This is a genomic window from Mesorhizobium sp. P2_F8 (assembly GCF_056403655.1).
In genome coordinates this window covers 174,854-198,845 of record NZ_JBFUFB010000006.1, presented here as the reverse complement: position 1 = coordinate 198,845, position 23,992 = coordinate 174,854, and the positions used below count along the sequence as shown (strand labels likewise).

At 62.6% G+C, this 23,992-nt stretch carries 24 protein-coding genes; 13 read left to right on the top strand and 11 right to left on the bottom strand.

Annotated elements, in window-relative coordinates; translation table 11 throughout:
• Positions 1–8: 8 nt before the first annotated feature.
• Both AC1DZP_RS16495 and AC1DZP_RS16490 read right to left on the bottom strand, forming a co-directional pair.
• Positions 9–467, bottom strand: coding sequence for a hypothetical protein (locus AC1DZP_RS16495; protein WP_457153417.1), 459 nt, complete (start codon positions 465–467; stop codon positions 9–11).
• Positions 468–607: 140 nt separating this feature from the next.
• Entirely contained in the window at positions 608–1,489 is an 882-nt protein-coding gene (locus tag AC1DZP_RS16490; RefSeq protein WP_095088135.1) for a DMT family transporter, read from the bottom strand.
• Positions 1,490–1,682: 193 nt separating this feature from the next.
• Here AC1DZP_RS16490 and AC1DZP_RS16485 point away from each other — a divergent pair, with 193 nt between their 5' ends.
• Positions 1,683–2,189, top strand: a complete 507-nt coding sequence (locus AC1DZP_RS16485) for a hypothetical protein (RefSeq protein WP_477303803.1) — start codon at positions 1,683–1,685, stop codon at positions 2,187–2,189.
• Between the two features lie 154 nt (positions 2,190–2,343).
• Here the strand turns inward: AC1DZP_RS16485 and AC1DZP_RS16480 are convergent, their stop codons facing one another.
• A complete protein-coding gene (locus AC1DZP_RS16480; protein WP_477303802.1) occupies positions 2,344–3,672 on the bottom strand; it encodes a DNA polymerase IV in 1,329 nt (442 codons plus the stop codon).
• A 65-nt stretch (positions 3,673–3,737) separates the two neighbouring features.
• Here AC1DZP_RS16480 and AC1DZP_RS16475 point away from each other — a divergent pair, with 65 nt between their 5' ends.
• Complete coding sequence (locus AC1DZP_RS16475) at positions 3,738–4,313, top strand: GNAT family N-acetyltransferase (protein WP_477303800.1); 576 nt, start codon at positions 3,738–3,740, stop codon at positions 4,311–4,313.
• A gap of 201 nt (positions 4,314–4,514) precedes the next feature.
• Complete coding sequence (locus tag AC1DZP_RS16470; RefSeq protein ID WP_477303798.1) at positions 4,515–6,041, top strand: hypothetical protein; 1,527 nt, start codon at positions 4,515–4,517, stop codon at positions 6,039–6,041.
• 74 nt (positions 6,042–6,115) lie between these two features.
• Here the strand turns inward: AC1DZP_RS16470 and AC1DZP_RS16465 are convergent, their stop codons facing one another.
• Both AC1DZP_RS16465 and AC1DZP_RS16460 read right to left on the bottom strand, forming a co-directional pair.
• Positions 6,116–6,769, bottom strand: coding sequence for a hypothetical protein (locus AC1DZP_RS16465; protein ID WP_477303796.1), 654 nt, complete (start codon positions 6,767–6,769; stop codon positions 6,116–6,118).
• Entirely contained in the window at positions 6,766–7,065 is a 300-nt protein-coding gene (locus tag AC1DZP_RS16460) for a DUF3572 domain-containing protein (RefSeq protein WP_477303794.1), read from the bottom strand. The genes AC1DZP_RS16465 and AC1DZP_RS16460 overlap by 4 nt, the downstream gene beginning before the upstream one ends.
• Positions 7,066–7,290: 225 nt before the next feature.
• Here AC1DZP_RS16460 and AC1DZP_RS16455 point away from each other — a divergent pair, with 225 nt between their 5' ends.
• The 10 genes from AC1DZP_RS16455 (at position 7,291) to AC1DZP_RS16410 (ending at position 18,219) form a co-directional block, all read left to right on the top strand.
• A complete protein-coding gene (locus AC1DZP_RS16455; protein ID WP_095088146.1) occupies positions 7,291–7,662 on the top strand; it encodes a response regulator in 372 nt (123 codons plus the stop codon).
• A 33-nt stretch (positions 7,663–7,695) separates the two neighbouring features.
• On the top strand, positions 7,696–9,069 hold the full coding sequence (locus AC1DZP_RS16450; protein ID WP_477303792.1) for a PleD family two-component system response regulator: 1,374 nt from the start codon (positions 7,696–7,698) through the stop codon (positions 9,067–9,069).
• A gap of 563 nt (positions 9,070–9,632) precedes the next feature.
• Complete coding sequence (locus AC1DZP_RS16445; RefSeq protein WP_477303791.1) at positions 9,633–11,108, top strand: FAD-dependent monooxygenase; 1,476 nt, start codon at positions 9,633–9,635, stop codon at positions 11,106–11,108.
• Between the two features lie 125 nt (positions 11,109–11,233).
• Positions 11,234–11,968 (top strand): FadR/GntR family transcriptional regulator, encoded by a 735-nt coding sequence (locus AC1DZP_RS16440; RefSeq protein WP_457153576.1) that lies wholly within the window; start codon positions 11,234–11,236, stop codon positions 11,966–11,968.
• Entirely contained in the window at positions 11,965–13,152 is a 1,188-nt protein-coding gene (locus tag AC1DZP_RS16435; RefSeq protein ID WP_477303789.1) for a PLP-dependent transferase, read from the top strand. Before AC1DZP_RS16440 ends, AC1DZP_RS16435 begins: the two co-directional genes overlap by 4 nt.
• Before the next feature lie 29 nt (positions 13,153–13,181).
• Complete coding sequence (locus AC1DZP_RS16430; protein ID WP_477303787.1) at positions 13,182–14,459, top strand: ABC transporter substrate-binding protein; 1,278 nt, start codon at positions 13,182–13,184, stop codon at positions 14,457–14,459.
• 180 nt (positions 14,460–14,639) lie between these two features.
• A complete protein-coding gene (locus AC1DZP_RS16425; protein WP_477303785.1) occupies positions 14,640–15,563 on the top strand; it encodes a carbohydrate ABC transporter permease in 924 nt (307 codons plus the stop codon).
• Positions 15,563–16,411, top strand: a complete 849-nt coding sequence (locus tag AC1DZP_RS16420; protein WP_095085142.1) for a carbohydrate ABC transporter permease — start codon at positions 15,563–15,565, stop codon at positions 16,409–16,411. Before AC1DZP_RS16425 ends, AC1DZP_RS16420 begins: the two co-directional genes overlap by 1 nt.
• A gap of 4 nt (positions 16,412–16,415) precedes the next feature.
• Positions 16,416–17,483 carry an ABC transporter ATP-binding protein gene (locus AC1DZP_RS16415; protein ID WP_477303783.1) on the top strand — a complete coding sequence of 356 codons (1,068 nt, stop codon included), beginning with the start codon at positions 16,416–16,418 and terminating at the stop codon, positions 17,481–17,483.
• Between the two features lie 52 nt (positions 17,484–17,535).
• Positions 17,536–18,219, top strand: a complete 684-nt coding sequence (locus AC1DZP_RS16410; protein ID WP_477303781.1) for a DJ-1/PfpI family protein — start codon at positions 17,536–17,538, stop codon at positions 18,217–18,219.
• An 85-nt stretch (positions 18,220–18,304) separates the two neighbouring features.
• On the opposite strand, the gene rpmG is transcribed toward AC1DZP_RS16410, so the two are convergent.
• The 6 genes from rpmG to rnr all read right to left on the bottom strand — a co-directional run bounded on the left by rpmG (position 18,305) and on the right by rnr (position 23,986).
• Positions 18,305–18,472 (bottom strand): 50S ribosomal protein L33, encoded by a 168-nt coding sequence (gene rpmG / locus AC1DZP_RS16405; RefSeq protein WP_006201775.1) that lies wholly within the window; start codon positions 18,470–18,472, stop codon positions 18,305–18,307.
• A gap of 154 nt (positions 18,473–18,626) precedes the next feature.
• Positions 18,627–19,085 (bottom strand): YqfO family protein, encoded by a 459-nt coding sequence (locus AC1DZP_RS16400; RefSeq protein ID WP_477303779.1) that lies wholly within the window; start codon positions 19,083–19,085, stop codon positions 18,627–18,629.
• Between the two features lie 119 nt (positions 19,086–19,204).
• Positions 19,205–20,383, bottom strand: a complete 1,179-nt coding sequence (locus AC1DZP_RS16395; protein ID WP_457152722.1) for an MFS transporter — start codon at positions 20,381–20,383, stop codon at positions 19,205–19,207.
• Between the two features lie 23 nt (positions 20,384–20,406).
• Entirely contained in the window at positions 20,407–21,147 is a 741-nt protein-coding gene (locus AC1DZP_RS16390; RefSeq protein ID WP_477303777.1) for an NUDIX hydrolase, read from the bottom strand.
• Between the two features lie 86 nt (positions 21,148–21,233).
• Positions 21,234–21,668: a DUF983 domain-containing protein gene (locus tag AC1DZP_RS16385; protein WP_477304183.1), complete on the bottom strand. Its 435-nt coding sequence runs from the start codon at positions 21,666–21,668 to the stop codon at positions 21,234–21,236.
• Between the two features lie 11 nt (positions 21,669–21,679).
• Positions 21,680–23,986 (bottom strand): ribonuclease R, encoded by a 2,307-nt coding sequence (gene rnr / locus AC1DZP_RS16380; RefSeq protein WP_477303775.1) that lies wholly within the window; start codon positions 23,984–23,986, stop codon positions 21,680–21,682.
• Positions 23,987–23,992: the final 6 nt, after the last annotated feature.

The following is a 23,992-nucleotide window of genomic DNA, read 5'->3' as shown; positions in this document are numbered from 1 at the left end:
CTATCCGCTCAAAACTGCGGGCCACCTATCTGGCTGTAGTTGACGCCGCCGAAGCTGATGCCGGTCAGGCCGGGAGCCGCCATCTTGCGCTTGTGACCATCGCGGCAGTCGAACACGGGCCACTCCGTCTGTTTGCAAGGTATCTCGCGGCACATTCGGCTCAGGCAATCGCCCTCGGTGAGCAAGAACAGGCTGTTGCCCAGACGCCGAACCGTGCTTCCGTCGTCGGAACGCCAAGTCCAGGGAATGCGCAGCGAGGAAACGAAATCGCCGACAAGGCCACCGGTCCCGGAATGCGCGCGCAGGCTTGTTCGATAATGCGCCATGGACGCGGAATAGTCGGCCACGATCGTCGGGCCATAGGAGGAAGCCATAGGGCCACCCGACTCGAGAAGGTGCGTTCCCGCTTCGGCTTCCGCCTTGCCGGTGGCTACCAGTGTCGACATCAGTAAAACAGCGACGATCACAAGAGGCATCGTTGCACCATCTCACGCTTGCTCTCTGTTTCCAGGAGCGTCTCATCCCGCCGCCCCAGCTACAAGGCGGCAACGTCGGATCAGGGCACGAAATTCTCGTAGACTCAATCTCCCCCGGACTGGATCAGGGTCTAGGACGCGGCGATCTTCACCGGTTGTGGCGCTTTTCGCTGCAGATTGAGCAGATTGCCCATCAGAATCAGCAGTGCGCCACCGGCGGTGAAGGCGTCGATCTGCTCCTGATAGAGCAGCCAGCCGATCAGCGCCGATAGCGGCACGCGCAGGAAATCCATCGGCGAAATGACGGTGGCGTCGGCATAGGCAAGCGCACGGGCCATGCAGAAATGCGATGACATGCCAGTGAAGGCGATCAGCAGGATCCAGGGCCACAGCTCCAGCGGCGGGTTGCGCCATTCATAGAGCGCCGGCACGAGGCCGAGTGCCGACTGAATGATCAGCATCCAGAAGATGATGCGCACGACGCTATCCGTGCGCGTCAGCGACTTGACCAGCACCAGCGATATGCCGAAACAGACGGCGGCACCGAGCACGACAAGATGACCGGGATCGACGGCGCCGACGCCGGGGCGGACGATGATCACCACGCCGATCAGCCCCAGCACAATCGCTGCAAGCCTGGGTCGGGAGAGCCTTTCGCCAAGAAAAGTCACCGCCAGGATTGCCGTCCAGATCGGTGTGGTGAATTCGATCGAGATCAACACCGCCAGCGGGATCAGCGTCAGCGCGTAGAGCCAGGCCGCCTGGCCGGTATAATGGATGACGTTGCGGGCGATATGGGCGACGGGGCGCTGCGTGCGCATGGCTGCAAAGCCGCCGCTCATCATCACTAGCGGCAGAAGGATGAAAAAGCCGATCACCGAGCGCAGTTCCAACACCTGGAAGACGTTGAGCTCGGCCGTCGTGGCGCGCCCGGCGACCGACATCGCCAGGAACGAGGCGATCGACAGCGCCATCCAGAATGCGGCCTTGGGGATGGAGGGGGTAGGGACCATGCCGCTATCTCGCAGGCCGGGGCCTTTGCCGCAATCGCTAGAAGCTGCATTCTTCTGGGCCAGTCGCAATGGCTGGACATTCCAAAACAGCCATCCTGCGGGCGGAACCCGATACGTCAAGGGGCGTTGAGTCTCGATATTGCCGTGCCTTGCGAGCCGTCCTGCCTTTTCGAAATCGATAGGGAGAGCCTCGATGAGATCATTCGCGCAATTCGTGCTTGCTGGCTGTCTGTTGGCTGCGGCTGGCGAGGCACATGCCGACGAAGGGAAATTTCTTCAGTCGTTCCAGGGCAATTTCGCCGGCAAGGGCATCGTCAAGGTCACCACCGAGGCACCGACGGTGAACGTGTCCTGCACGTTCAAGTCCAACGCCACGTCGACCTCGCTGTCGCTGGACGGCAATTGCCGCGGGCTGGTTGTGGTGACGCGCGCCATCAGCGCGGACCTGAAATCCAGCGGTACGAACTACAGCGGTACCTATGTCGGTTCTCGTACTGGGCCGGCACAGCTCAACGGCAGCCGCTCTGGCAATGCGATCAATCTCGGCATCCGCTGGGCCAAGGCGGTCAACGGTGACCGAAAGGCGCAAATGAAGGTCGAGAAACGAGGCGAGAACGGCATGCGGCTGACCGTCACCGACACCGACCCGAAAACCGGCAAGAGCGTGGTGACGAGCAGGATCGATCTGCAGCGCACCTGACGAGCGTGCCGATGTTCAGGTGAGGCCGGCCTGCCAACGGTGATTTCCTGCGCTTACGGCGCTCAGGTGCTTTAAGTACGCACCGCTCCGGTTTTCGGAAGCCAACATTCTCGGCTCGGCCTGACGTGAATCTCAACAAACCCAACAAGCAGGGTCAGTCCTCGATCGGCTCGGGCGGGTGGGCGTCGCGGCCCTTGCCGAACGTATAGCCGGTTTCCACCGCCCTGCGGCCGAACTTGTCGCGCAGGGCATCGATGGCGCTTTCAGCCATGGCGCGTTTGCGAGATTGGACGTCTACCAGGTCGGGCGGGTCGGCCTTGTCGTCGTCCGAGAGGTCGCTGACGCCGATACCGAGCAGCCGATATTTCGTGCCGTCGGTTTCCTTGCGCAGAAGTTCCACCCCGGTCTGAAAGATGCGATCGGCGAGCCGGGTCGGGTCGCCGAGCTGGCGGTTGCGCGTGCGCAGCTTGAAATCCTGGGTCTTCAGCTTCAGCACCACGGTGCGCCCGGCGATGCCGGATTTCTTCAGCCGTGCCGAGACCTTTTCCGAAAGCCCCCTCAGCACCGCGACAAGCTCGTCTAGCGAAGCGATGTCGGTGTCGAAGGTGGTTTCGGCCGATACGCTCTTGGCGTCCTGGTCCGGATCGACGCGGCGGACGTCCTCGCCGCGCGAAAGGCGGTAGAGCCGGTCGCCCATCGTGCCGTAGCGGCGCATCAGGTCGCCACGATCCATCTGCTGCAGCTGACCAATGGTGCGGATGCCATCGCGTTCCAGCGTGGCGTTGAACGCCTTGCCGACACCCCAGATCATCGTTACCGGCTGGGCTGCCAGGAAGCCGACAGCCTCGGCATCGCCGATGACCGAGAAGCCGCGCGGCTTGCGGAAATCGGACGCTATCTTGGCGAGGAACTTGCAGTAGGACAGGCCAGCCGAAACGGTGATGCCGATCTCCTTCTCGACCGCAAGCGCGAAGCGCGCCAGCACCACTGCCGGCGGCAGGCCATGCAGCCGCTCGGTGCCGGCGAGGTCGAGAAATGCCTCGTCGATCGAGAGAGGCTCGACCAGCGGCGTCAGCGCCTGCATCATGGCGCGCACGTCGCGGCCGACGCGCACATATTTTTCCATGTTGGGGCTGATGACGACCGCCTCGGGACAAGCTTCGAGCGCCTTGAACATCGGCATTGCCGAGCGCACGCCCTGGATGCGGGCGATGTAGCAAGCGGTGGATACGACGCCACGTTTGCCGCCGCCGATGATCAGCGGCTTGTCCTTGAGTGCCGGATTGTCGCGCTTTTCGATCGCAGCATAGAATGCGTCGCAATCGATATGGGCCAGATGCAGCCGGTAAAGCTCGGGATGGCGGGCCAGCCGTGGGCTGCCGCAGCGCTCGCAGCGGCGCGTCTGGCTGCGCTGAAACGTCAGGCAGTCGCGGCAAAAACCGTGATCGGGATTGTTGACAGGGGCCGCCATCGCTGCGAACATAAAGAGAACAGAAGCAATGGTACGACAGTGCAAGGCCTGCGACAAGGCTGGCCTGGGGAGAACGCATGAGCACGACCATAGCGCCGCTGGCGCCCGAACTCTGGGCGGATTTCGAAGACCTCTTCGGCAAGCAGGGCGCCTGCTACGGCTGCTGGTGCACGCATTTCCGGCTCGCGCCGGCGATACGGCGTGAGAGCAGCCGCGAACGCAACAAGGACCACATCAAGGCGCGCATCGAAGCCGGTCCGCCTCCAGGCCTGCTGGCATTCGAAGACGGCAAGGCGGTCGGCTGGATGCAGATCGGGCCACGCGCCGACGTGCCCGAATGGAACAATCAGGGCAGGGGGTCGGCACCAGTCGATGCCGCCGACGCCATGGATCCGGCCGTATGGGCGATCTCGTGCTTCTTCATCCGCACCAAGGCGCGCGGCAGGGGCATCACGCATCGCCTGGTCGAAGGCGGTATCGATTTCGCCCGCAGCAACGGCGCCCGGCTTGTCGAGGCCTGCCCGATAGACCTGTCCCGGGATTCTCGTTCGATCGGCCTGTTCGTCGGCTCGTCGCGGGTGTTCGAGAAGGCCGGTTTCGAGCGGCTCGTCGAGCGCAAGGCCGGCCGGCCGTTGATGCGGCTTGTGCTATAATCAGTTTTGCGCCTTGGCGGCGTTGTATCTCACCTTGCGGTTGTGGTGGTAATTTCATACCAGACGAACGAGGCGTTCCTTCCAAGACGCGTTGCACGGAAACGGATTCAGTCGACGCGCTTTGGGCTTTTGTTTTATGCATGTCGTTGTCCCAAACCGCTGCGCGTTTTTGGGCACTATTAGGTCAAACGGAGAATTCGCGTGAACCGTGCCCTGCCATTCGTTTTTCTTCTTGCGTTGAGCGCGCCTGCTTTCGGCCAGACCGTCGACAGTCAGGGTGCGAAGCAATTGTCCGAAGACCTGGCCCGCTATGTCGGCAAACAGGCGCTCGACAAAGGCATTCTGAAGGTGTCGCTGGAAGGCGATGCCTACAAGATCTTGTTTGATATCAAGGYGCTTGCCGGATCACTGCCCGATCAAAAGCTGCTGAAAGTCGACGTTGCGCCCTATGCCCTGATGGTCAAGCCGCGCAGCGACGGATCCTGGGATGTCTCGATGGATTTTTCGCAGAGCGCCTCTTTCGAGTTCAACGGGCCCGAGGGTCTGCAAAGCACGCAGTTTTCGATCAAGGACGGCAAGGGTTCCGGGGTCTACGACCCCAATCTGGCGGCCTTCACCAGCGGCAGCAGCTCGATGACCGGCATGACGATGGCGTCGAAGGATGCCAAGCAGCATATGGAAGCGAGCACCGGCGCCGGCACAGCAACGATCACCGCGACCAAGTCCGCGACCGGCGGTGTCGATTTCACAACCTCGCAAAAGGTGTCTGATTTCGTCGAGACGATCAATTTCGACGATCCTGAAAGCGGAGTAAAATTCCCCGTCAACGTCAAGTCGCCGGAGCTGTCGGTCGAGGCCAGCGGCAAGGGGGTGCGGACAAAGCCGCTGCTCGATCTCCTGGCGTTTGCCGTGGCCAATGAAGACGAGGCGACGCTGAAGGCAAACCAGGCGCAACTCAAATCGCTTCTGCTCGCCGCCTTACCGGTTTGGGAGCATGTCGAGGGAACCTACGGTTTCAGGGATTTCACGGTGGAAAGCCCGGTCGGCAATTTCGGCGCGACGCAGCTCAGCACTGCGTTCGGGTCCGACGGCGTCGCCCAGAACGGCAAGATCAACTATGCCATCAAGGCGTCGGGGCTGACCGTGCCGCAACAGCTTCTACCGAGCTGGAGCGTGGCGCTGTTGCCCACCGATCTCGAACTGAACTTCGGCGGCGCCAATATCGATCTCGACAGTATGGCGAAGAAGGCGATTGAAGCCTTTGATCTCAATAAGAATCCGCCGCTGTCGGCTGATTTCGGCGACCAGCTCAAAGCCGACTTCATGGCCAAGACGCCGAAGGTCGTGATCGGCCACAGCACCGTGAAGAACAAGGATACGGAGATCGCCCTGGAAGGTGAAATGACCTTCCCCGACGAGAAGCCGGAGGCAAGCATGACGGTCGACGTCACCGGCTTCGACAAGCTCGTCGAGGGCCTGCAGACGGCGGCAAAGTCGGAGCCGGAGGTGGCGCAATACGTACCTGCCGCTCTCATGGTGAAGGGTTTTGGCAAGACGCTGCCCGATGGACGCATCGAATGGGTCGTCAACGCCAAGGCCGACGGTTCGGTCATGGTCAACGGCGTCATGGTCAAGCCGGCTGATCCGGCTGTGGATGACAGTGTCGATGACAGCGGCGACGACAGTGGGGACGACAGCGGCGGGGCGGGAGCGAAGCTGAACCCCTGAGGGCTGGCCTCTATCTCTCTGTTCTGGCGCAATTCCGGGCGGAAAACCGTTCCAAAGTTTTTCCTGGAATTGCGTTAGAGCCCCAGCGCGTTCGCGATCTTTGGCGCGGCTTCGTGCCAGTCCTGGACGACGACGATGTCGTCCGGCACCGGCGGCAGGAATGCGCGCAGCGAATTGTCGGCCATCAGATGGAACAGGCCGGCATCGGCGACGGATGCCCGCACCGACGTCAGATTGTGCGGCTGATCGTCGACGAAAACCACTGGCCGGCCGGTCTTGCCGCGAAGCCTGGCCACTGCCGGTCCCTTGGCCATTTCAGTGGTCAGGAGCGGGTAGCTCAGCCCGAGTGCATCGAGATGGGCGCGACGCACGGCACGGTGCTTGTGCGGCATGGCCGTCAGCAGAATGATCTCGGCGCGATCGCCCAATCCCGTCAGGGCATCCGCGGCACCGTCGGTGATGCTCTGCCAGTCGGCTTGGGCGTCAAAGAAATCGCCCAGAAGTGCTGTGACTTCTGGCTGTTCGATCAGGCGGCCGCTCGCCGTCTCGGCGATGTTGCCGGTCAGCCGGAACGAGGCCAGCGTCAGGCCGAAACCACGCGCCTTGAGGAAATGCGGGAAAGGGCGGATGAATTCGAGCACCACGTCGTCGACGTCAAGCACCAGCAGCGGACGGTTGTCGGCCGCCAGTTCCTCGATCTGGCGCGCTGTTTCGGGATCATCGCTCATATGGAATGCTCATGGTTGTCGTCGCCCAGCGGCAGCGCCCGCAAGGCCTTGCCGACAGCTGCCGGCGGCGTGCCGGTTTCCTCGGCAAACCGCATCAGCGTCGGCTCGTGGGCGAGAATGAACTGCRGGACGCCAGCCAGGAATCCTGGTTCGCCGGCAGCCTTGCGGATCGAATGCGCCTCGATGCCGGTGATTGCCAGAAAGCGCGGCAACAGTTCAGGATCGGAGGCGACGAAGCCCAGAGCCTTCACTGCAATCGATTCCGCTTCCTCGCGCATTGACGCTGCGTTTGCCATCACTACCTTCGGTGTGTGGAATGAGTCTCTCCCGCAGTAATGGCAAGAGATGCTTGCGGCAAGCCATTAGAGCGGCGCCCGAGGTGGAATCCAGACAGCTTTTGGCGCCACGGATTTCCGTTTCGTCAATGATATTGCCGTAGAGTGACGCAGGGTTTGGTGCGTCTTTCAGATGGACGCATGACGGCTGCCTTCGAGCGGAAGGACGGCCGGGACGGGATATCGATGCCGAAGAAGGTCATGATCGTCGAGGACAATGAGCTCAATATGAAGCTCTTTCGGGACCTCATCGAAGCAAGCGGCTACGAGACCGTGCGCACCCGCAATGGCCTGGAAGCGCTCGATCTGGCGCGCAAGCACCGGCCGGATCTCATCCTGATGGACATCCAGTTGCCTGAAGTGTCGGGGCTGGAGGTGACCAAATGGCTGAAGGAGGATGACGAGCTGCACGTCATCCCGGTCATCGCGGTGACCGCCTTCGCAATGAAAGGCGACGAGGAACGCATCCGCCAGGGTGGCTGCGAAGCCTATATCTCCAAGCCGATCTCGGTGCCGCGTTTCATCGAAACCATCAAATCCTATCTGGGCGATGCGTGATGCGCCCTTCCAGCCAAGCCGGAGCCTTGTGACATGACTGCACGGATCCTCGTCGTCGACGACATCCCTGCCAATGTGCGGCTGCTGGAGGTCCGGCTGCTGGCCGAATATTTCGAGGTGTTGACCGCCACCAACGGGCCGGACGCCATCGAGACCTGCGAGAATGGCAAGGTCGATGTCGTGCTGCTCGACGTGATGATGCCCGACATGGACGGGTTCGAAGTCTGCCGACGGCTGAAGAGCGACCCGGCGACGTCGCACATTCCGGTGGTGATGATCACCGCGCTCGACCAGGTTTCCGACCGCGTGCGCGGGCTCGAAGCTGGCGCCGATGATTTCCTGACCAAACCGGTCAACGACCTGCAACTGATGACGCGCGTCAAGAGCCTGGTCCGGCTGAAGTCGCTGACCGACGAGTTGCGGCTGCGCGCCTCGACGACGCGCAACATTGGTATCGAAGAATTGCTGAGCCGCAATTTCGCCTCCGAGGACACGACGCCGAAAGTGCTTTTGATCGACGAGCGCAAATCCTCGGTCGAGCGCATCCAGAAGATGCTGCGCGACCGTGCCGACCTCGACGTCACCAGCGATCCGCATGCCGGCTTCTTCCAGGCCGCCGAGACGCCCTACGAATGCGTGATGATCTCTACGGCCTTTGCGGATTTCGATCCGCTCCGGCTCTGTTCGCAGTTGCGCTCGCTCGACCGCACCCGTTTCGTTCCGATCATCCTACTGGCGGAGGCGGGCGAGGACGAGCGCATCATTCGTGGCCTGGAGCTCGGCATCAACGACTATCTGATACGGCCGATCGACCAGCAAGAACTGACAGCGCGGCTGCGCACCCAGGTCCGCCGCAAGCGCTACAACGACCAGCTGCGCGCCAGCGTCACCCAAACCATCGAAATGGCGGTGACCGACGGGCTGACCGGACTGCACAACCGCCGCTACCTCGACAGCCATCTGCAGACGCTGTTCGATCGCGCCGTGGCGCGGCGGCGGCCGCTGTCGGTGATGATCACCGACCTCGATCGTTTCAAGTCGATCAACGACGCGCACGGCCATGACGGCGGCGACGATGTGTTGCGGGAATTCGCGCGACGGCTGCGCAAGAATGTCCGGGGTATCGACCTTGCCTGCCGCTTTGGTGGCGAGGAGTTCGTCGTGGTCATGCCGGACACTGACGGCACGGTGGCCGAAAGGGTGGCCGAACGCRTTCGCGCCGAAATTGCTCAGGCGCCTTTTGCCATCGGCCCGGATGGCAAGACGACCGAAGTCACCGTCAGTGTCGGCGTGTCGTCGGTGCTGAAGGGGGTGGACACGGTGGCGGCGCTGATGAAACGTGCCGACCTCGCTCTCTACGAAGCCAAGAGCGGCGGCCGCAACCGCGTCGTCGCCAAGGCGGCGTAACCCGCAAAGGCCCGATTTTCCAGTCAAGCCGATAGGGTTACCCGTTTACCTTAATCCAAGCGATTCGCGAGCCTTGGTTAAGAAATGGTTGATTTTCATAAGCTCTTGCGCAAGTGTGCAGGCCAAGACGAAGCCGGCACGAGGATAGTCAGCCGGCTCGATCCCTAGAAATACCCCATGATGCTCAGGTCCGCCGCATCTCCTGGGTCCGTGGGGTCGGCCGGCCGGCGCTGGCGCATAGTGGCCTCCTCGTACCGCTGCCAAACGCCGACCGGCCCCCTTCTCCAAACAGAACATCGGAGTTCCGTGCCAAGGCACGGATGACTCTGCTTTTTGCGTGTGAAAAATCCGGACCCCGTTCTCTTGGATCAGCGGCGATAGCCATATGGCGCGCACTCTCATTGCGCGAGAAGCTTTGTTCGTCGCTGGCGACCTGCAGGGAAGAGTACCCTCTCCAGTTCGTACATATGGCGCACAAGGGGCTTGCGGCAAGACCCGGCTCCTCCCGTAAAACCGTCGGCCTAACCCGAGGGTACGGAACGGAGAGTGCGACAATGGCCGTAATGACCGATCATGCGGTGGTGGTTGCCGGAGGTGGCCCGACAGGGTTGATGCTGGCAGCTGAACTCGCGCTGGCGGGTGTCGACGTTGCCATTGTCGAACGGCGTCCCAACCAGGAGCTTGTTGGCTTGCGTGCGGGCGGCCTGCATGCACGCACGATCGAAGTTCTGGATCAGCGTGGGATCGCCGACCGGTTTTTGTCGCGAGGACAACGCTTTCAGGTCGTGGGCTTCCACATGATCCGGCTGGACATCAGCGACTTTCCAACGCGGCACAACTGCCTGCTCGGGCTGCGTCAAAACCACATTGAACGCATATTGGCCGGTTGGGTCGACGAGTTGAAAGTGCCGATCTATCGCGGGCAGGAGGTCGCGGCGTTGGCGCAAGACGACAGCGGGGTCATCATCGAGTTGGCCGATAGCCAACGTATGAAGACACATTATCTGGTGGGCTGCGACGGAGGGCGAAGCCTCATCCGAAAAGCAGCCGGCATCGAATTCGCCGGATGGGATCCGACGATGAGCTGGATGATCGCCGAAGTCGAGATGTCTGAGGAGCCGCCATTCGGCTTCCGGAACACGGACTCCGGTATCCACGCTTTGGGCAAAACCGGAGAGGGTGGGACAGTCGGCGTCGTGCTGACAGAACCGCGACTGGAGACTGGTGGAGAACCCACGCTTCGCGATCTCAGCGAGGCGCTGGTTGCCATCTATGGGACCGACTATGGAGTCCACAGTCCGACTTGGCTCTCACGATTTACCGACATGACGCGGCAAGCCGCGACCTATCGTGACAGACGCGTCCTGCTGGCGGGCGATGCCGCGCACATCCATCCCCCGATGGGCGGGCAGGGTCTCAACATCGGCGTACAGGATGCGGTGAACCTCGGCTGGAAGCTGGCGCAGGTGGTCAAGCGGATCTCACCGGAGAGCCTCCTCGATACCTACCAGGCTGAGCGCCACCCGGTCGCCGCCCGTGTCTTGCAGAACACGATGGCACAGGTTGCGCTACGGCGAACGGACGACCGTGGCAAGGCCATGGGCGACATCGTTGCCGAACTGCTCGGGATGGACGAACCGCGCAGACGAATGGCCGGCGAGATGTCCGGTCTGGGCGTTCACTACAATCTCGGCGAGGGGCATCCTCTTCTCGGCCGGCGGATGCCCGACCTCGACCTGCTCACTGCCAACGGCCCGCTAAGAGTCTTTGCCCTGCTGCACGATGCCCGGCCGGTCATGCTGAACTTCGGTCAGCCAGGCGGCTTCGACATGACACCGTGGGCAGATCGGGTCCAGCAGATCGACGCCACATATTCCGGACCATGGGAGCTTCCGGTCCTTGGTCCCGTTGCCGCTCCGACCGCGGTGTTGATCCGGCCCGACGGCTATGTGGCCTGGGTAGGGGACGGAACCCGTCTTGGGCTTGCCGAGGCGCTGACAGCCTGGTTCGGCCCGCCTGCCGTGGCGCCACGGCTATGAAGTAGACGTAACCTCTTGAAACGCATCGCGTCGCCGCTTGTGGCGGCGCGGTCTGCTGACAACCGATTGACAGGAGCTTTTATCCATGCAGAATTGGTTGGACCATTGGACCACTTGGAGAGAGCGTGGACCAGAACAGCCTGCCACCCATTCAGACGACGGCGCGCGATGACGCCGTGCTGAAGGCGTTGGTTGGGTTTGTTCGCGCCGAAGCCTTGCAGCCCGGCGAGCGACTTCCGACAGAGCGTATTCTTGCAGAACGGTTGAAGGTCAGCCGCAACACTGTGCGTGAGGCGCTGACGCGCTGGGAAGGGCTCGGTCTGGTCGAGCGCCGGCAGGGCAGCGGAACCTACCTCAAGGCGGCCGTTTCACCCGGCATGCTGCATATGCCGCTGACGCTGGCGGGCGGCAATGATTTCACCAGCCTGATGCAGACGCTGGAAATCCGCCGCGCGCTGGAAGCGGAGGCCGCCGCACTCTGTGCCGAGCGTGCAAGCCAGACCGACATTGCCGAGATCGCGCGCAAGCTCGACATCATGGAGCAGGCGTTTCGCACGCGCGACGGCATGTCGTCGGAAGAGGACTGGGAGTTCCACCAGGCGATCTACCGGGTCTCCGGCAATCCGCTGTTCGAGCAGATCATCGCCGCCATGCACGAGTTGTTCCATCGCTTTTGGGAGCATCCGCTCGGCGTGCGCGACTTTGGCCATGCCAGCTTTCCCTATCACCGCACCATCTACGAATGCATCGCCGCGCGTGACCCGCAAGGCGCCCGCGCCGAGGCGCTCAAGCTGATCGCCACCGTCGAGGACGATCTGAAGCGCGGTGCGGCCAAACTCAAACTTTCGAGCCAGACATGAACGAGCAGCCATCCGGTTTCGACCACGATTATCTCGCCGAGGCGGCAACGCTGCTGGCGCATGACGAGCCATTCCCGGGCGGCGCGGTGGTGCCGCCGATCTACCAGACCTCGCTGTTCACCTTTGCCAACTATGCCGAGATGGCCGACACTTTCGCCGGCAAACGAAAGCAGCCGATCTATTCGCGCGGCGACAATCCGACGGTGATGGAGTTCGAGGCGCGTGTGGCCGCGCTCGAGGGCGCTGAGGCCGCGCGCGGCTTTTCCAGCGGCATGGCCGCGATCAGCGCCACCGTGCTTGCTTTCGTCGGTGCCGGCGAGCGCATCGTGGCGGTGCGCAATTGCTACGGCGATGCCTACCGGCTGTTCGAGCGGCTCTTGCCGCGTCTCAACATCAAGGTCGACTACGTCGATGGCTCCGACCCTGACGCGGTCGCGGCGGCACTTCCCGGCGCCAAGCTTCTCTACCTGGAAAGCCCGACCTCGATGATGTTCGAGTTGCAGGACATCGCGCATCTGACGCGGTTGGCGAAGGAGCAGGGCATCATCACCAGCATCGACAATTCCTGGGCAACGCCGGTGTTCCAGAAGCCGATCACCCATGGCGTCGACCTGGTGCTGCACTCGGCCTCGAAATATCTCGGTGGCCACAGCGACACCGTGGCCGGCGTTGTGGCCGGATCTGCTGCCCATATCAAGCATATCAACGAGCAGACCTATTCCTATCTCGGCGGCAAGCTGTCGCCGTTCGAGGCCTGGCTGCTCCTGCGCGGCTTGCGCACACTGCCGCTGCGCCTGCCGCACCACATGAAGAGCGGCCTGACCCTCGCCGAGCGGCTGAAGGCGCATGCCAATGTCGAGCGCGTCAACCATCCCGCCTATTCGAACCATCCCGGCAAGGCGACGCTGGCCGGCTATGCCGGGCTGTTCTCCTTCGAGGTGACGGACGATATCGACATTCCCGTCTTCGTCGACGCGCTCAACTATTTCCGCATCGGCGTCAGCTGGGGTGGGCATGAGAGCCTGGTCGTGCCTGCCAAGGCGTCGCTCGAGCAGACGCCGGGCCTGAATTCGATGGCGCGCTTCGGCGTCAGCCCCCGAACCATCCGCTTCAATGTCGGATTGGAAAGTGTCGAAGACCTGTGGGCGGACGTCGCCCAGGCCTTCGAAAAAGCCAGAAAATAACAAGCGGGTTCAAAATGGGAGTCTTGAACATGAAAAAACTGACCGTTATGCTTGCCACCGTTGCGGGGCTGGCGATTTCCGCCGGAAGTGCTGTGGCCGATTCGACCCTCAAGATGGTCGAAGTCATCACCAGCCCGCCGCGCACCGAATTCCTCAAGAAACAGATCGCCGAATTCGAAACCGCCAATCCCGGCGTCAAGGTCGAGCTGATCTCGCTGCCCTGGGGCCAGGCCTTCGAAAAATTCCTGACCATGGTGCAGGCCGGCGATACGCCCGATGTGGTCGAGATGCCGGAACGCTGGATGGGCCTCTATGCCAACAATGCCCAGCTCGAGGATCTCGGCCCCTACATGGCCAAGTGGGACGACGCCAAGACGCTCGGCGAGCGCGCCAAGCAGTTCGGCTCGACCGTCAACAACACGCAGTTCATGATCCCGTACGGCTACTACGTGAACGCGCTGTTCTGGAACAAGAAGCTGTTCAAGGAAGCCGGCCTAGACGGCCCGCCGGCGACGCTCGACGATTTCATCGCCGACTCCAAGAAGATCTCGGCAATACCGGGCAAATATGGCTACTGCCTGCGCGGCGGTCCGGGCGCCTTCAACGGCATGCACATGTTCATGAATATCGCAGCTGGCAAGGGCGGCTATTTCAACGAGGATGGCACCTCGACCATCAACGACGAAGGCTCGGTCAAGGGTCTGCAGATGCTGGCCGACATGTACAAGAACGGGCTGGCGCCGAAGGATGCTGTGAGCTGGGGCTTCAACGAGACGGTCACCGGCTTCTATTCCGGTACCTGCGCCATGCTCAACCAGGATCCGGACGCACTGCTCGGTATCGCCGACAAGATGAGTGCCGAAGACTTCGCGGTGGCGCCATTGCCGGTCGGGCCGAGCGGCAAGTCTTATCCGACGCTCGGCTATGCCGGCTGGGCGATGTTCGCCAACTCGCAGCACAAGGACGACGCCTGGAAGCTGATGGCGACGCTGCTGTCGCCCAAGGACAATCTGGAATGGGCCAAGGAGGTTGGCGTCGTCCCGATCCACAACGGGGCCGACCAGGATCCCCATTTCAAGACCGAGCAGTTCAAGGGCTGGTTCACGGAGCTGAGCGACACCTCCAAGTATGAAATGGTTACGCCGCCGACGCATCTGGAGAACCTTGGCAATTTCGTCGACCAGGTGGCGATCAAGAATTTCCAGGAAGTGCTGCTTGGCCAGAAGACGGCCAAGGACGTCGCCGACCAATGGGCTGCCTTCCTGACCAAGGAACAGCAGGACTGGCTGGCGAAGAACAAGAAGTAGTTTTGTTCCCTTCTCCCCGTTCACGGGGAGAAGGTGTCACGAAGTGACGGATTAGGGGCGGCGCCATCGTTTGAAGGTTTGCGCAGCCCCTCATCTGCCTGCCGGCATCTTCTCCCCGTGAAACGGGGAGAAGGACGCTGTCGCCGACGCCGGCATCCACCTTTCACCGTAGAGCCCCCAATGACCTATGCCGTGTCCGAAATACGATCCGCCGGCAAGCCGCGTCGCAAGTGGCGATCGCACGCCGCCATCGAGCCCTGGCTCTATCTCAGCCCGGCGATCATCCTTCTGGTCGTGGTGCTTCTGGTGCCGCTGGTCATCGGCATCAGCTACTCCTTCCGCAAATTCTCGGCTTTCAAGTCGGAATATGTCGGGCTCGCACAGTATCGGGCGATGCTGTCGGACCCGGTGCTCGGGCAGGCGCTGGTCAACACGCTGTGGTGGACCGTCGCCAGCCTGTTCTTCCAGTTCTTCCTCGGTCTCGGCCTGGCGCTGCTGCTCGACAAGCCATTCCCGGGCCGCAAGGTGGTGCAGGCCCTGGTGTTCCTGCCCTGGGCGGTGCCGTCCTTCCTGTCAGGCCTGACCTGGGCATGGCTGTTCAATCCGATCATCGGCCCATTGCCGCACTGGCTGTATGCATTGGGGCTGAAGGCCGAACCGACCAATGTTCTGTCCGATCCCTCGACCGCCATGTGGGGACCGATCGTCGCCAATATCTGGTTCGGCATTCCATTCTTCGCCATCACGCTGCTGGCGGCGCTGAAATCCATTCCATCGGAATTGCATGAGGCGGCGGCGATCGACGGCGCTTCGCCCTGGCAGCGCTTCACCAAAGTGACGCTGCCGTTCCTGGCGCCGACCATTGCCATCACGGTGATGCTGCGCACCATCTGGATCGCCACCTTCGCCGACCTCATCTTCGTCATGACCGAGGGCGGACCGGCAGGCTCGACCAACACGGTGCCGGTCTACATCTATGTCAGCGCCTTCAAGTCGCTGGACAAGGGCTATGCCTCGGCGGTGGCCGTGCTGCTGCTCGTCCTGCTCATTGCCTATGCGATCGCACTGATAGGCATCCGCCGCTCCCTGGTGAGGCACGTCTGATGATCGCAGGACGCTCAGCCTCGCAGCGCTTCTTCGGCGGCATCGGCCTCTACGCCGCCGTCGCGGCTTACGTGATCTTTGCGCTGTTCCCGATCTACTGGACGCTGAAGATCTCGGTCACTCCGGAGCGGCTTCTCTATTCCGAAGGCATCACCTTCTGGCCCTCGCAGATGACATTGCAGAATTTCGTCACCGTGCTAGAGGCCACCGATTTCCCACGCTATTTCCTCAACAGCGTCATCGTCTCGGTGTCGACGGCGGCACTGGTGACGGTCGTCGCCACGCTCGCCGGCTACGCCATGTCGCGCTTCACCTTTCGCGGCAAGGCAGCACTGGCTCTGATGCTATTGTTGACCCAGACGTTTCCGCTGGTGATGGTCATTCCGCCGATCTACCGCGTCATGGGGCAGATCGGGCTGATCAACAGCCTGACCGGGCTGATCATCATTTACACCGCCTTCAACACCGCCTTTGCCACCTTTCTGATGCAATCCTTCTTCGACGGCATCCCGAAGGACCTGGAAGAAGCGGCGATGATCGACGGGTGCACACGCGCGCAGGCGATGCGCAAGGTGATCGTCCCGCTGACGCTGCCGGGCATGGGCGCGACGCTCGGCTTCGTCTTCACCGCGGCCTGGAGCGAGCTACTGTTCGCGCTGATGCTGATTTCCAGTGACGACCAGAAGACCTTCGCGGTCGGCCTGCTCACCTTCATCGGCAAATTCGCCGTCGACTGGGGGCAGATGATGGCGGCGTCGATCCTGGCGCTGATCCCGGTCTGCATCTTCTTCGCTTTTCTGCAACGCTATCTCGTCACCGGCCTGACCGCCGGCGCCGTAAAAGGATAGATCGATGGCCTCTGTTACGCTCGATAAGGTCCGCAAGGATTATGGCACTGTCCGTGTCCTGCACGCGGTCGACCTTGAGATCGCCGATGGCGAGTTCGTCGTCCTGGTTGGTCCGTCAGGCTGCGGCAAGTCCACGCTTTTGCGCATGATCGCCGGGTTGGAGGAGGCTTCCGGCGGCGAGATCCGCATCGGCGAGCGGCTGGTCAACGACGTCGCACCGAAGGACCGCGACATCGCCATGGTGTTCCAGTCCTACGCGCTCTACCCGCATATGGACGTATCGAAGAACATGGGATTCAGCCTGATGCTGCGCAAGGCCGAGAAGCCGGCGATCGACGCGCGGGTGGACGGTGCGGCCAAGCGGCTCGGGCTCGACACTTTCCTGCAGCGCCTGCCGCGGCAGTTGTCCGGCGGTCAGCGCCAGCGCGTCGCCATGGGCCGCGCCATCGTGCGCGATCCCAAGGTGTTTCTGTTTGATGAGCCGTTGTCGAACCTCGACGCCAAACTGCGCGTCCATATGCGTGCCGAGATCAAGGCGCTGCACCAGCAGTTGAAGACCACTTCGGTCTACGTCACCCACGACCAGATTGAGGCCATGACCATGGCCGACAGGATCGTCGTCATGCATGACGGGCTGATCCAGCAGGTCGGCGCGCCGCTGGATCTCTATGACCGGCCGGCAAACATGTTCGTCGCCGGCTTTATCGGCTCACCGGGTATGAATTTCCTGCCGGCGACGGTGCGAAAGGGGGGCACGTCGGAAGCCATGCTGGCCGACGGCCAGGCGTTGCGCCTGCCGGATGGCCTGGCGCTGAAGGACGGTGACGTCATCACCGTCGGCCTGCGGCCCGAGCACATCAGGCTGGCCGCTGACGGAGAATTGCAGGGCGAGGTGGGGGTGGTGGAGCCGCTCGGGCTTTCGACGCAGTTCTACGTCAAGCTGGCTGGCCAGCAGCTTTGCGTCTTCGCCATGGGCCGCGCCGGCGTGAAGCCCGGCGATGTGGTACGGCTGTCGGCCGACCCGGCACTACTGCATCTGTTCGATCCGAAAAGCGGCGATCGCATTGGCTAGACCGGTGCCGGCTGCTGCATAGTGATTTGCGGAAGCAGGAGGAGGGGAGGCCATGAAACTCGGGATTCCAGTCTATGACGGCGTGGACTTGCTCGACGTGGCCGGGCCCTACGAGATGTTCAAATGGGTCGACCCGGCGAAGGGTCTCGATTGCCAGATCCTCTCCGCCGATGGTGGCCCGGTCACGACCGTGAACGGGTTGCGTTTCGAAGCCCATGCCAGCTTTGCCGAAACGCCAACGCTCGATGTCCTCTGGGTCCCGGGCGGTGCGCCGGAAGCGTTGAGCGCAATCATGTCGAATGCCAATTCGCCTTTTCTCGCCTACCTACGACAGGTAGCGGCGGATGCGCTCTGGGTTTGCTCCGTATGCGAGGGTGCATTGTTGCTGGCACGCGCCGGGCTGCTCGACGGTCACAAAGCCACGACGCATTGGGCGTTCGTCAAATGCCTGCAGAGTTTCCCCAAGATCGAGGTCGATACGGCGCATGCGCGCTTCGTCAAATCCGGCAACCGGTTGACCGGTGGAGGCATTTCATCAGGCCTCGACGAGGCCTTGAAACTGATCGAGCTGTTGTTCGATGAGGCGACAGCCGGGGCGGTTCAGGTCACCACGCAGTATTTTCCGCGTCCGCCGGTGGCTGGCAAAATTCCAGCCACGCCAGCCTGCCCGGTGAAATGGCGACCCAGGCGACCGCACCATCACGGCGACTCCGAGGAAATTCCGGGAAAAACGTAACGCCTCAACGGGCTGCCGTCCGATGGTCCTGCAAACGAAAACGCCGCCCAATGGGCGGCGTTTCGGCATTTTAGGAGAAACCAGATTACTTGATCTTGGTTTCCTTGAACTCGACGTGCTTCTTGGCGACCGGGTCGTACTTGCGGAACGACAGCTTGTCGGTCTTGGTGCGGCTGTTCTTGCTGGTCACGTAGAAGAAACCGGTGTCGGCGGTCGACAGAAGCTTGATCTTGATGTTTGCGGCTTTGGCCATGATTTCAGTCCGTTATGTTCGTGGGGTTTTGGCCGCTGGAGCACGGGGAAACACCCGGACGCGGGAAACTTGGCGCGACACATAAAGAACGTGCCTGGAAAGTCAAGCCCGGCGAAGCTCGTACCACCCGCCAGAGCAGGCCAGTAGCCTCAAATCATGCGCTTTCTCTCGCGGGCGCCGCAACCTTCTTCCAGTCTCCGGTGGTGTTCCACCAGCGATTCGGATTGGCGCGGTCGTCCAGCCCCTTGGAGCGGCTGGCCAGGATCGGCTGGATGCGGATCACCGGCTCCTGGTAGGAGTGCGCCTGGAAAATCGCCTCGACGACGCGCGCGGCCAGCATCTGGTCGTCGGGCAGTTCGAACGAAACCTCGACTGTGCCGGGGCGACGCCGCAACTCGGTCTCGGCGCCGGCGGCCGCCCCGTCGAGCGGCCTGTAGCGTTCGATGCCATGTGCCGACTGGTAGGCGTTGCGGTCATATTTGCCCATCGCCAGCGGCGCTATCGCCACCACCGCATCCATGATGCGGTCGACATCGGCGGCCGGCGCCTGAAAGGTCACCAGCAGGAGCAATGTCATTCGCAACGAAGTGGTTTCAAAGCCGCTGTCGATCATGGGAGGATCCTCAACTTCAGATATTTTGAGGGAACCTTATAACCGGAGGCTGCTGACACGGTTCTGTCAGCAGCCTGTCGTGTCGCCGCGTGAAATGCAGGCTGGAAGCAGCGTTCGCGCTACAGGAGGATCTTGCGGACCAGCCTGACGCTGACCAGGCCGATGTAGGCGGCGAAGAACAGGCCGAGCGACCAGCCGAAGCCGGACGGACCGAACGCATCCATGCCGATGCCGATCGCTTGCGGACCGAGCACCATGCCGACGCCGTAGCAGAGCACGAAGGCGGCGTTGGCCGACGCCAGTTCGTGGCCGGAGAGCTGCGAGCCGAGATGGGCAAGGCCGATCGTGTACATGGCTGCAACGACGCCGCCCCAGACGAACAGAAGGGCCGCCATCAGGTGCCAGTTCTGCGCGAAGAAGGGCATGAAGACCGTGCCGGCAAGGCCGACGGTGGCGCAGGCAATCAGCAGATAGCGGCGGTCGCTGACGCGGTCGCTGATCATGCCGATAGGGATCTGCAGCAGCACATTGCCGAGGCCGATCATGGTCAGGAGAAGGGCTGCGTCGGCCTCGGAGTAGCCGATGCGGTTGCCATAGACCGGGAACAACGCAAAGCCGCCGGTTTCGACCGCGCCGAATACCAGCACGGCGGCAGTTGCCGACGGCACCAGCCAGATGTAGCGCAGGAAATTGCTGGTTTCGCCATCGGAAGCGATGGTCGGGCTCTCATTGCGCGCCGCCAGCACCGGAATGGCGGCCAGCGTCACCAATGCGATGATGACGCCGAATGGCCTGAAGCCCGAACTGCCGAGATGGGCAAACAGCCACGGCCCCGCAGCAAAGCCGAGCGACAGGACAGTGGCGTAGATGCCGAGCACAAGGCCACGCCGATGTGGCGGCGCCGAGGTGCTGATCCAGAACTCCGACAGGATGAACAGCACCGTCAGCGCGATGTGCAGCACGATACGAAGCGGAAACCACATCCAGAAATCCGGCGCGAAGTGGAAGCCGACGAAGGCCAGGGCGCCGGTGGCAATCATGGCAATCATCGTCCAGGCCACGCCGAAGCGCATGGCGAGTGGCGTCGCCAGCGGGGCACCGGCGATCGAGGCCAGGCCGGCGACGGCCGTGTTGAGGCCGATCATCGAAGCCGAATGGCCGCGCGTTTCGAGAATGACGCTGAGCAGCGGCATACCGAGGCCGATGGCGATGCCGACGACGCTGATCGACGAGATCGCCGCCACCATCGGCAGCCAGTGTACGCGTTCGTCGCCCTGTGGTTGGGTATCGACCGTCATGGGATGTCTGAATACTCGATGTTCTACAGAATTTCGCGGGTGAAGCGGTTGCGGACTAGCCGGTAGAAGGGCACAGGACCGCCCGGACGCAACTGCGGATCATGGGCGAGGCGCTTTTCGAGCTCGTCCAGGATCGTTCGGGTGATGTCGGGTATGTCGGCTTCCCTGGCCTTGGCCAGCGGCAGCCAGACCAGTTCTTCGAGTTCATTGGTCGGGCCGCCACCCGGCAGTTCGACGGCGACGTCATCGCGCCAGGCGCTGAAGAAACGTGTGTCGAAGCGGCGCACCCGGTTGGGTGGCGTGATGGCGCGCGCGACGAAGCGCAGCATGTCGAGAGAGGGTTGCACGCCGTGTTCGGCAAAGCCCTGCCAATCGGGTCTGGCGGTGGCGAAAGTACCTTTGCGGCCGATCAGCAGCCCGGCTTCCTCATAGGTCTCGCGAATGGCCGACAAGGCAATGGCGCGGGCCCGCGCAGCGCTTGTACGGCCCGGCCCGGCGATCAACTTTGCCTCCTGCTCCGGATGCAAAGCGGCGGCGACCGCGATGCGGCTGTCGGCCGGATCGGTGCGGCCGCCGGGAAAGACGAACTTGCCTGGCATGAAGGCGTGGCCGGCATGACGACGGCCCATCAGGACCACCACCTCGTCGCCCTCGCGGTCGAGCAGGATCAGGGTCGCCGCGTCGCGCGGGCGAATTGGCTGGTCGCTGTGTGCGATCATGCTCCGCTCGATCCTGTCGACTTCCGCCTTGGTCATACCGTCCATGCGCAGGACCTAGCGGAAACTTCTGGCAAGCGAAAGTGGCCTTTCACGGTCGGTATGTTGCACCAGCGAGCGCAGCCAACTTTGACCTAGACCCCGTTATGGGGGTCGATCACGTCATGCTCGCCGCCAAATCCGTGCATATAGAAGGCCCATTGCAGTCCGATGACGGCACCCTTGACCGGCTGTAGCAGCCCCACCGCCAGAATGATGGTCAGCGGTACCCAGATGGCGATGTGTTGCCAGGTGGACAGTGTCGATGTCGCCTCGACAGCCATGAAGGCGCCAAGCACGATGTGGCCGACGATGACGATGACGAGATAGGCTGGAAGGTCGTCGGCGCGGTGGTGGTACAATTCCTCGCCGCAGACGCTGCATTTATCGACGGTCTTGGTGAAGGCGCGAAACAACTTGCCTTCGCCGCAATGCGGGCAGCGGCCGAGCATGCCGCGTTTCATCGCCGTCCACAGCGGGCGGGCGGCCCGACCCGAGTGATGTTCGCCGCCGAAAACCTGGTCTTCCATGGCTGTTGCCATCATCTTCTCCTGCCGCGCGGACCGGGTCGCGATTGCGACGCGCGGGCGCGGCCCTTGGCCTTGTGAAACGACCGCTTGGAACCTGGCAAAGGCTTCGGGTCGGTCAACATCTCGAAGCGCATCGCGCCGGCCATTGGTGCCACCTCGACGAGCCGGACCTCAACGCGATCCGCGAGCTGGTAGCCTTTGCCCGAACGTTCTCCGAACAGGGAGCGGGCCGCTTCGTCGTATATATAGTAATCGCCATTCAAAGTTGACACCGGGATGAAACCATCCGCGCCATACTGCGGCAATTGGACAAATAGTCCCGATTTGGTGACGCCGGAGATGCGGGCGTCGAACCGGTCGTCGACGCGCTCGGCGAGATAGGCGGCGATCAGCCGGTCGACTGTATCGCGCTCGGCCGCCATCGCGCGCCGTTCCGTGGCTGAGATCAGCACGCCAATGTCTTCGAGCCGCGCCTCCTCGTCCTGCGTCAGCCCGCCCGGACCGAGGCCGAGTGCGGCGATAAGTCCGCGATGCACGATCAGGTCGGCGTAGCGGCGGATCGGCGAGGTGAAATGCGCGTAGCGCCTGAGGTTCAGGCCGAAATGGCCGATGTTCTTGGGCGAATATTCAGCCTGGCTCTGCGAGCGCAGCACCACCTCGTTGACCAGGCCTTCATTGTCGGCGCCGCGCACGCCCTCCAGAATGCCGTTGAACTGGCTTGGCCGCATCTGCGCGCCGCGCGCCAGCGACAGCCCGAGCGTCTGAAGGAATTCGCGCAGCGATTCCTGCTTGGCCAACGAAGGCGCGTCATGGACGCGGTAGACCAGTGCCTGCTTCTTCGCCTCCAGCGTCTCGGCCGCGGCAACATTGGCCTGGATCATGAATTCTTCGATCAGCTTGTGAGCATCGAGCCGCTCCGGGACGATGACGCGATCGACTGTGCCATCGGGCTTGAGCAGGATCTTGCGCTCGGGCAGGTCGAGCTCGAGCGGCTGGCGGCCGTCGCGGCCACGCTTCAGGATCGCATAGGCGTCCCACAGCGGCTTCAGCACGGTGTCGAGGATCGGACCGGTCTTGTCGTCCGGCACGCCGTCGATCGCCGCCTGGGCTTGTTGGTAGGCAAGTTTTGCCGCCGACTTCATCATCACGCGATGGAAGGAGTGCCGGAGCTTGCGGCCGTCGGCCGAAAAAACCATGCGCACCGCCAGCGCCGGGCGGTCCTGACCTTCGCGCAGCGAGCAGAGATCGTTGGAGATGCGCTCGGGCAGCATCGGCACGACGCGATCCGGGAAATAGACCGAATTGCCGCGTTTCAGCGCTTCGCGGTCGAGTGCCGTGCCATAGCGGATGTAGGCGGCGACATCGGCGATCGCCACTGTGGCGACCACGCCGCCCGGGTTCTTCTCGTCGAGATCGGGGGTGGCGAAGACGGCGTCGTCATGGTCCTTGGCGTCGGCCGGATCGATGGTAACCAGCGGCAGGTCGCGCCAGTCCTCGCGTTGATCCATCGTTGCGGGCTTGACCGCTTCGGACTCGGCGATGACGTCGGCAGGAAAAATATGCGGAATGTCATGCGCGTGGATGGCGATCATCGAGACCGCCTTTTCGCTGGTCAGCGAACCCAGCACGTTGAGCACCTTGGCCCTCGGCAGCCCATAGCGGGAGGCGCGCGCGGGCTCGACCTCGACGAGGTCGCCGTTCCTGGCGCCGTTCTGGAATTCCTTGTCGACGATCAGTTCGGGCTGGCGCCGCTCGACCGGCTCGATGCGGAAGGTGCCGTCTTGCAAGATGCGAAAGACACCGAGAACCGCATCGCTGCGCTTCTCGAAGATCTTCATCACCCGCCCGGTATAGGCGGGGCCTGTCGCTTCGTTGGTCGGAAAGGTCTTGGCCAGCACGCGGTCGCCGATGCCGGGCACCGGGCCGTTGCCGCTGCGCGAGATCCGGATGGAGACAACGGGTGGCTCACTAGTGCCGACGGCTTCCGCTGGATGCGCCAGCAAAATGCCGTCGCCGTCACGGCCAAAGATATCGAGCACGGCGACGTGGGGCAGGGCGCCAACGCGGGCGAGTTTTTTGCGCTCCTTGGTCAGGACGCCTTCGTCCTGCAGGTCGCGCAAAATATCCTTCAGCCAGATGCGGTCGTCGCCGCGCAACGCGAACGCCTTGGCGATGTCGCGTTTGCCGGCGCGATCGGGATTTTCGGCGATGTAGCGCAGGATTTCGTCACGCGAGGGCCGATAGTCGTCCTTGACCTTGGCCCTCGTGTCGGCGGTGCGCGGATCGCCGTGGCTTCTACCGGTGATCCTGCGCGCCACGCCGTC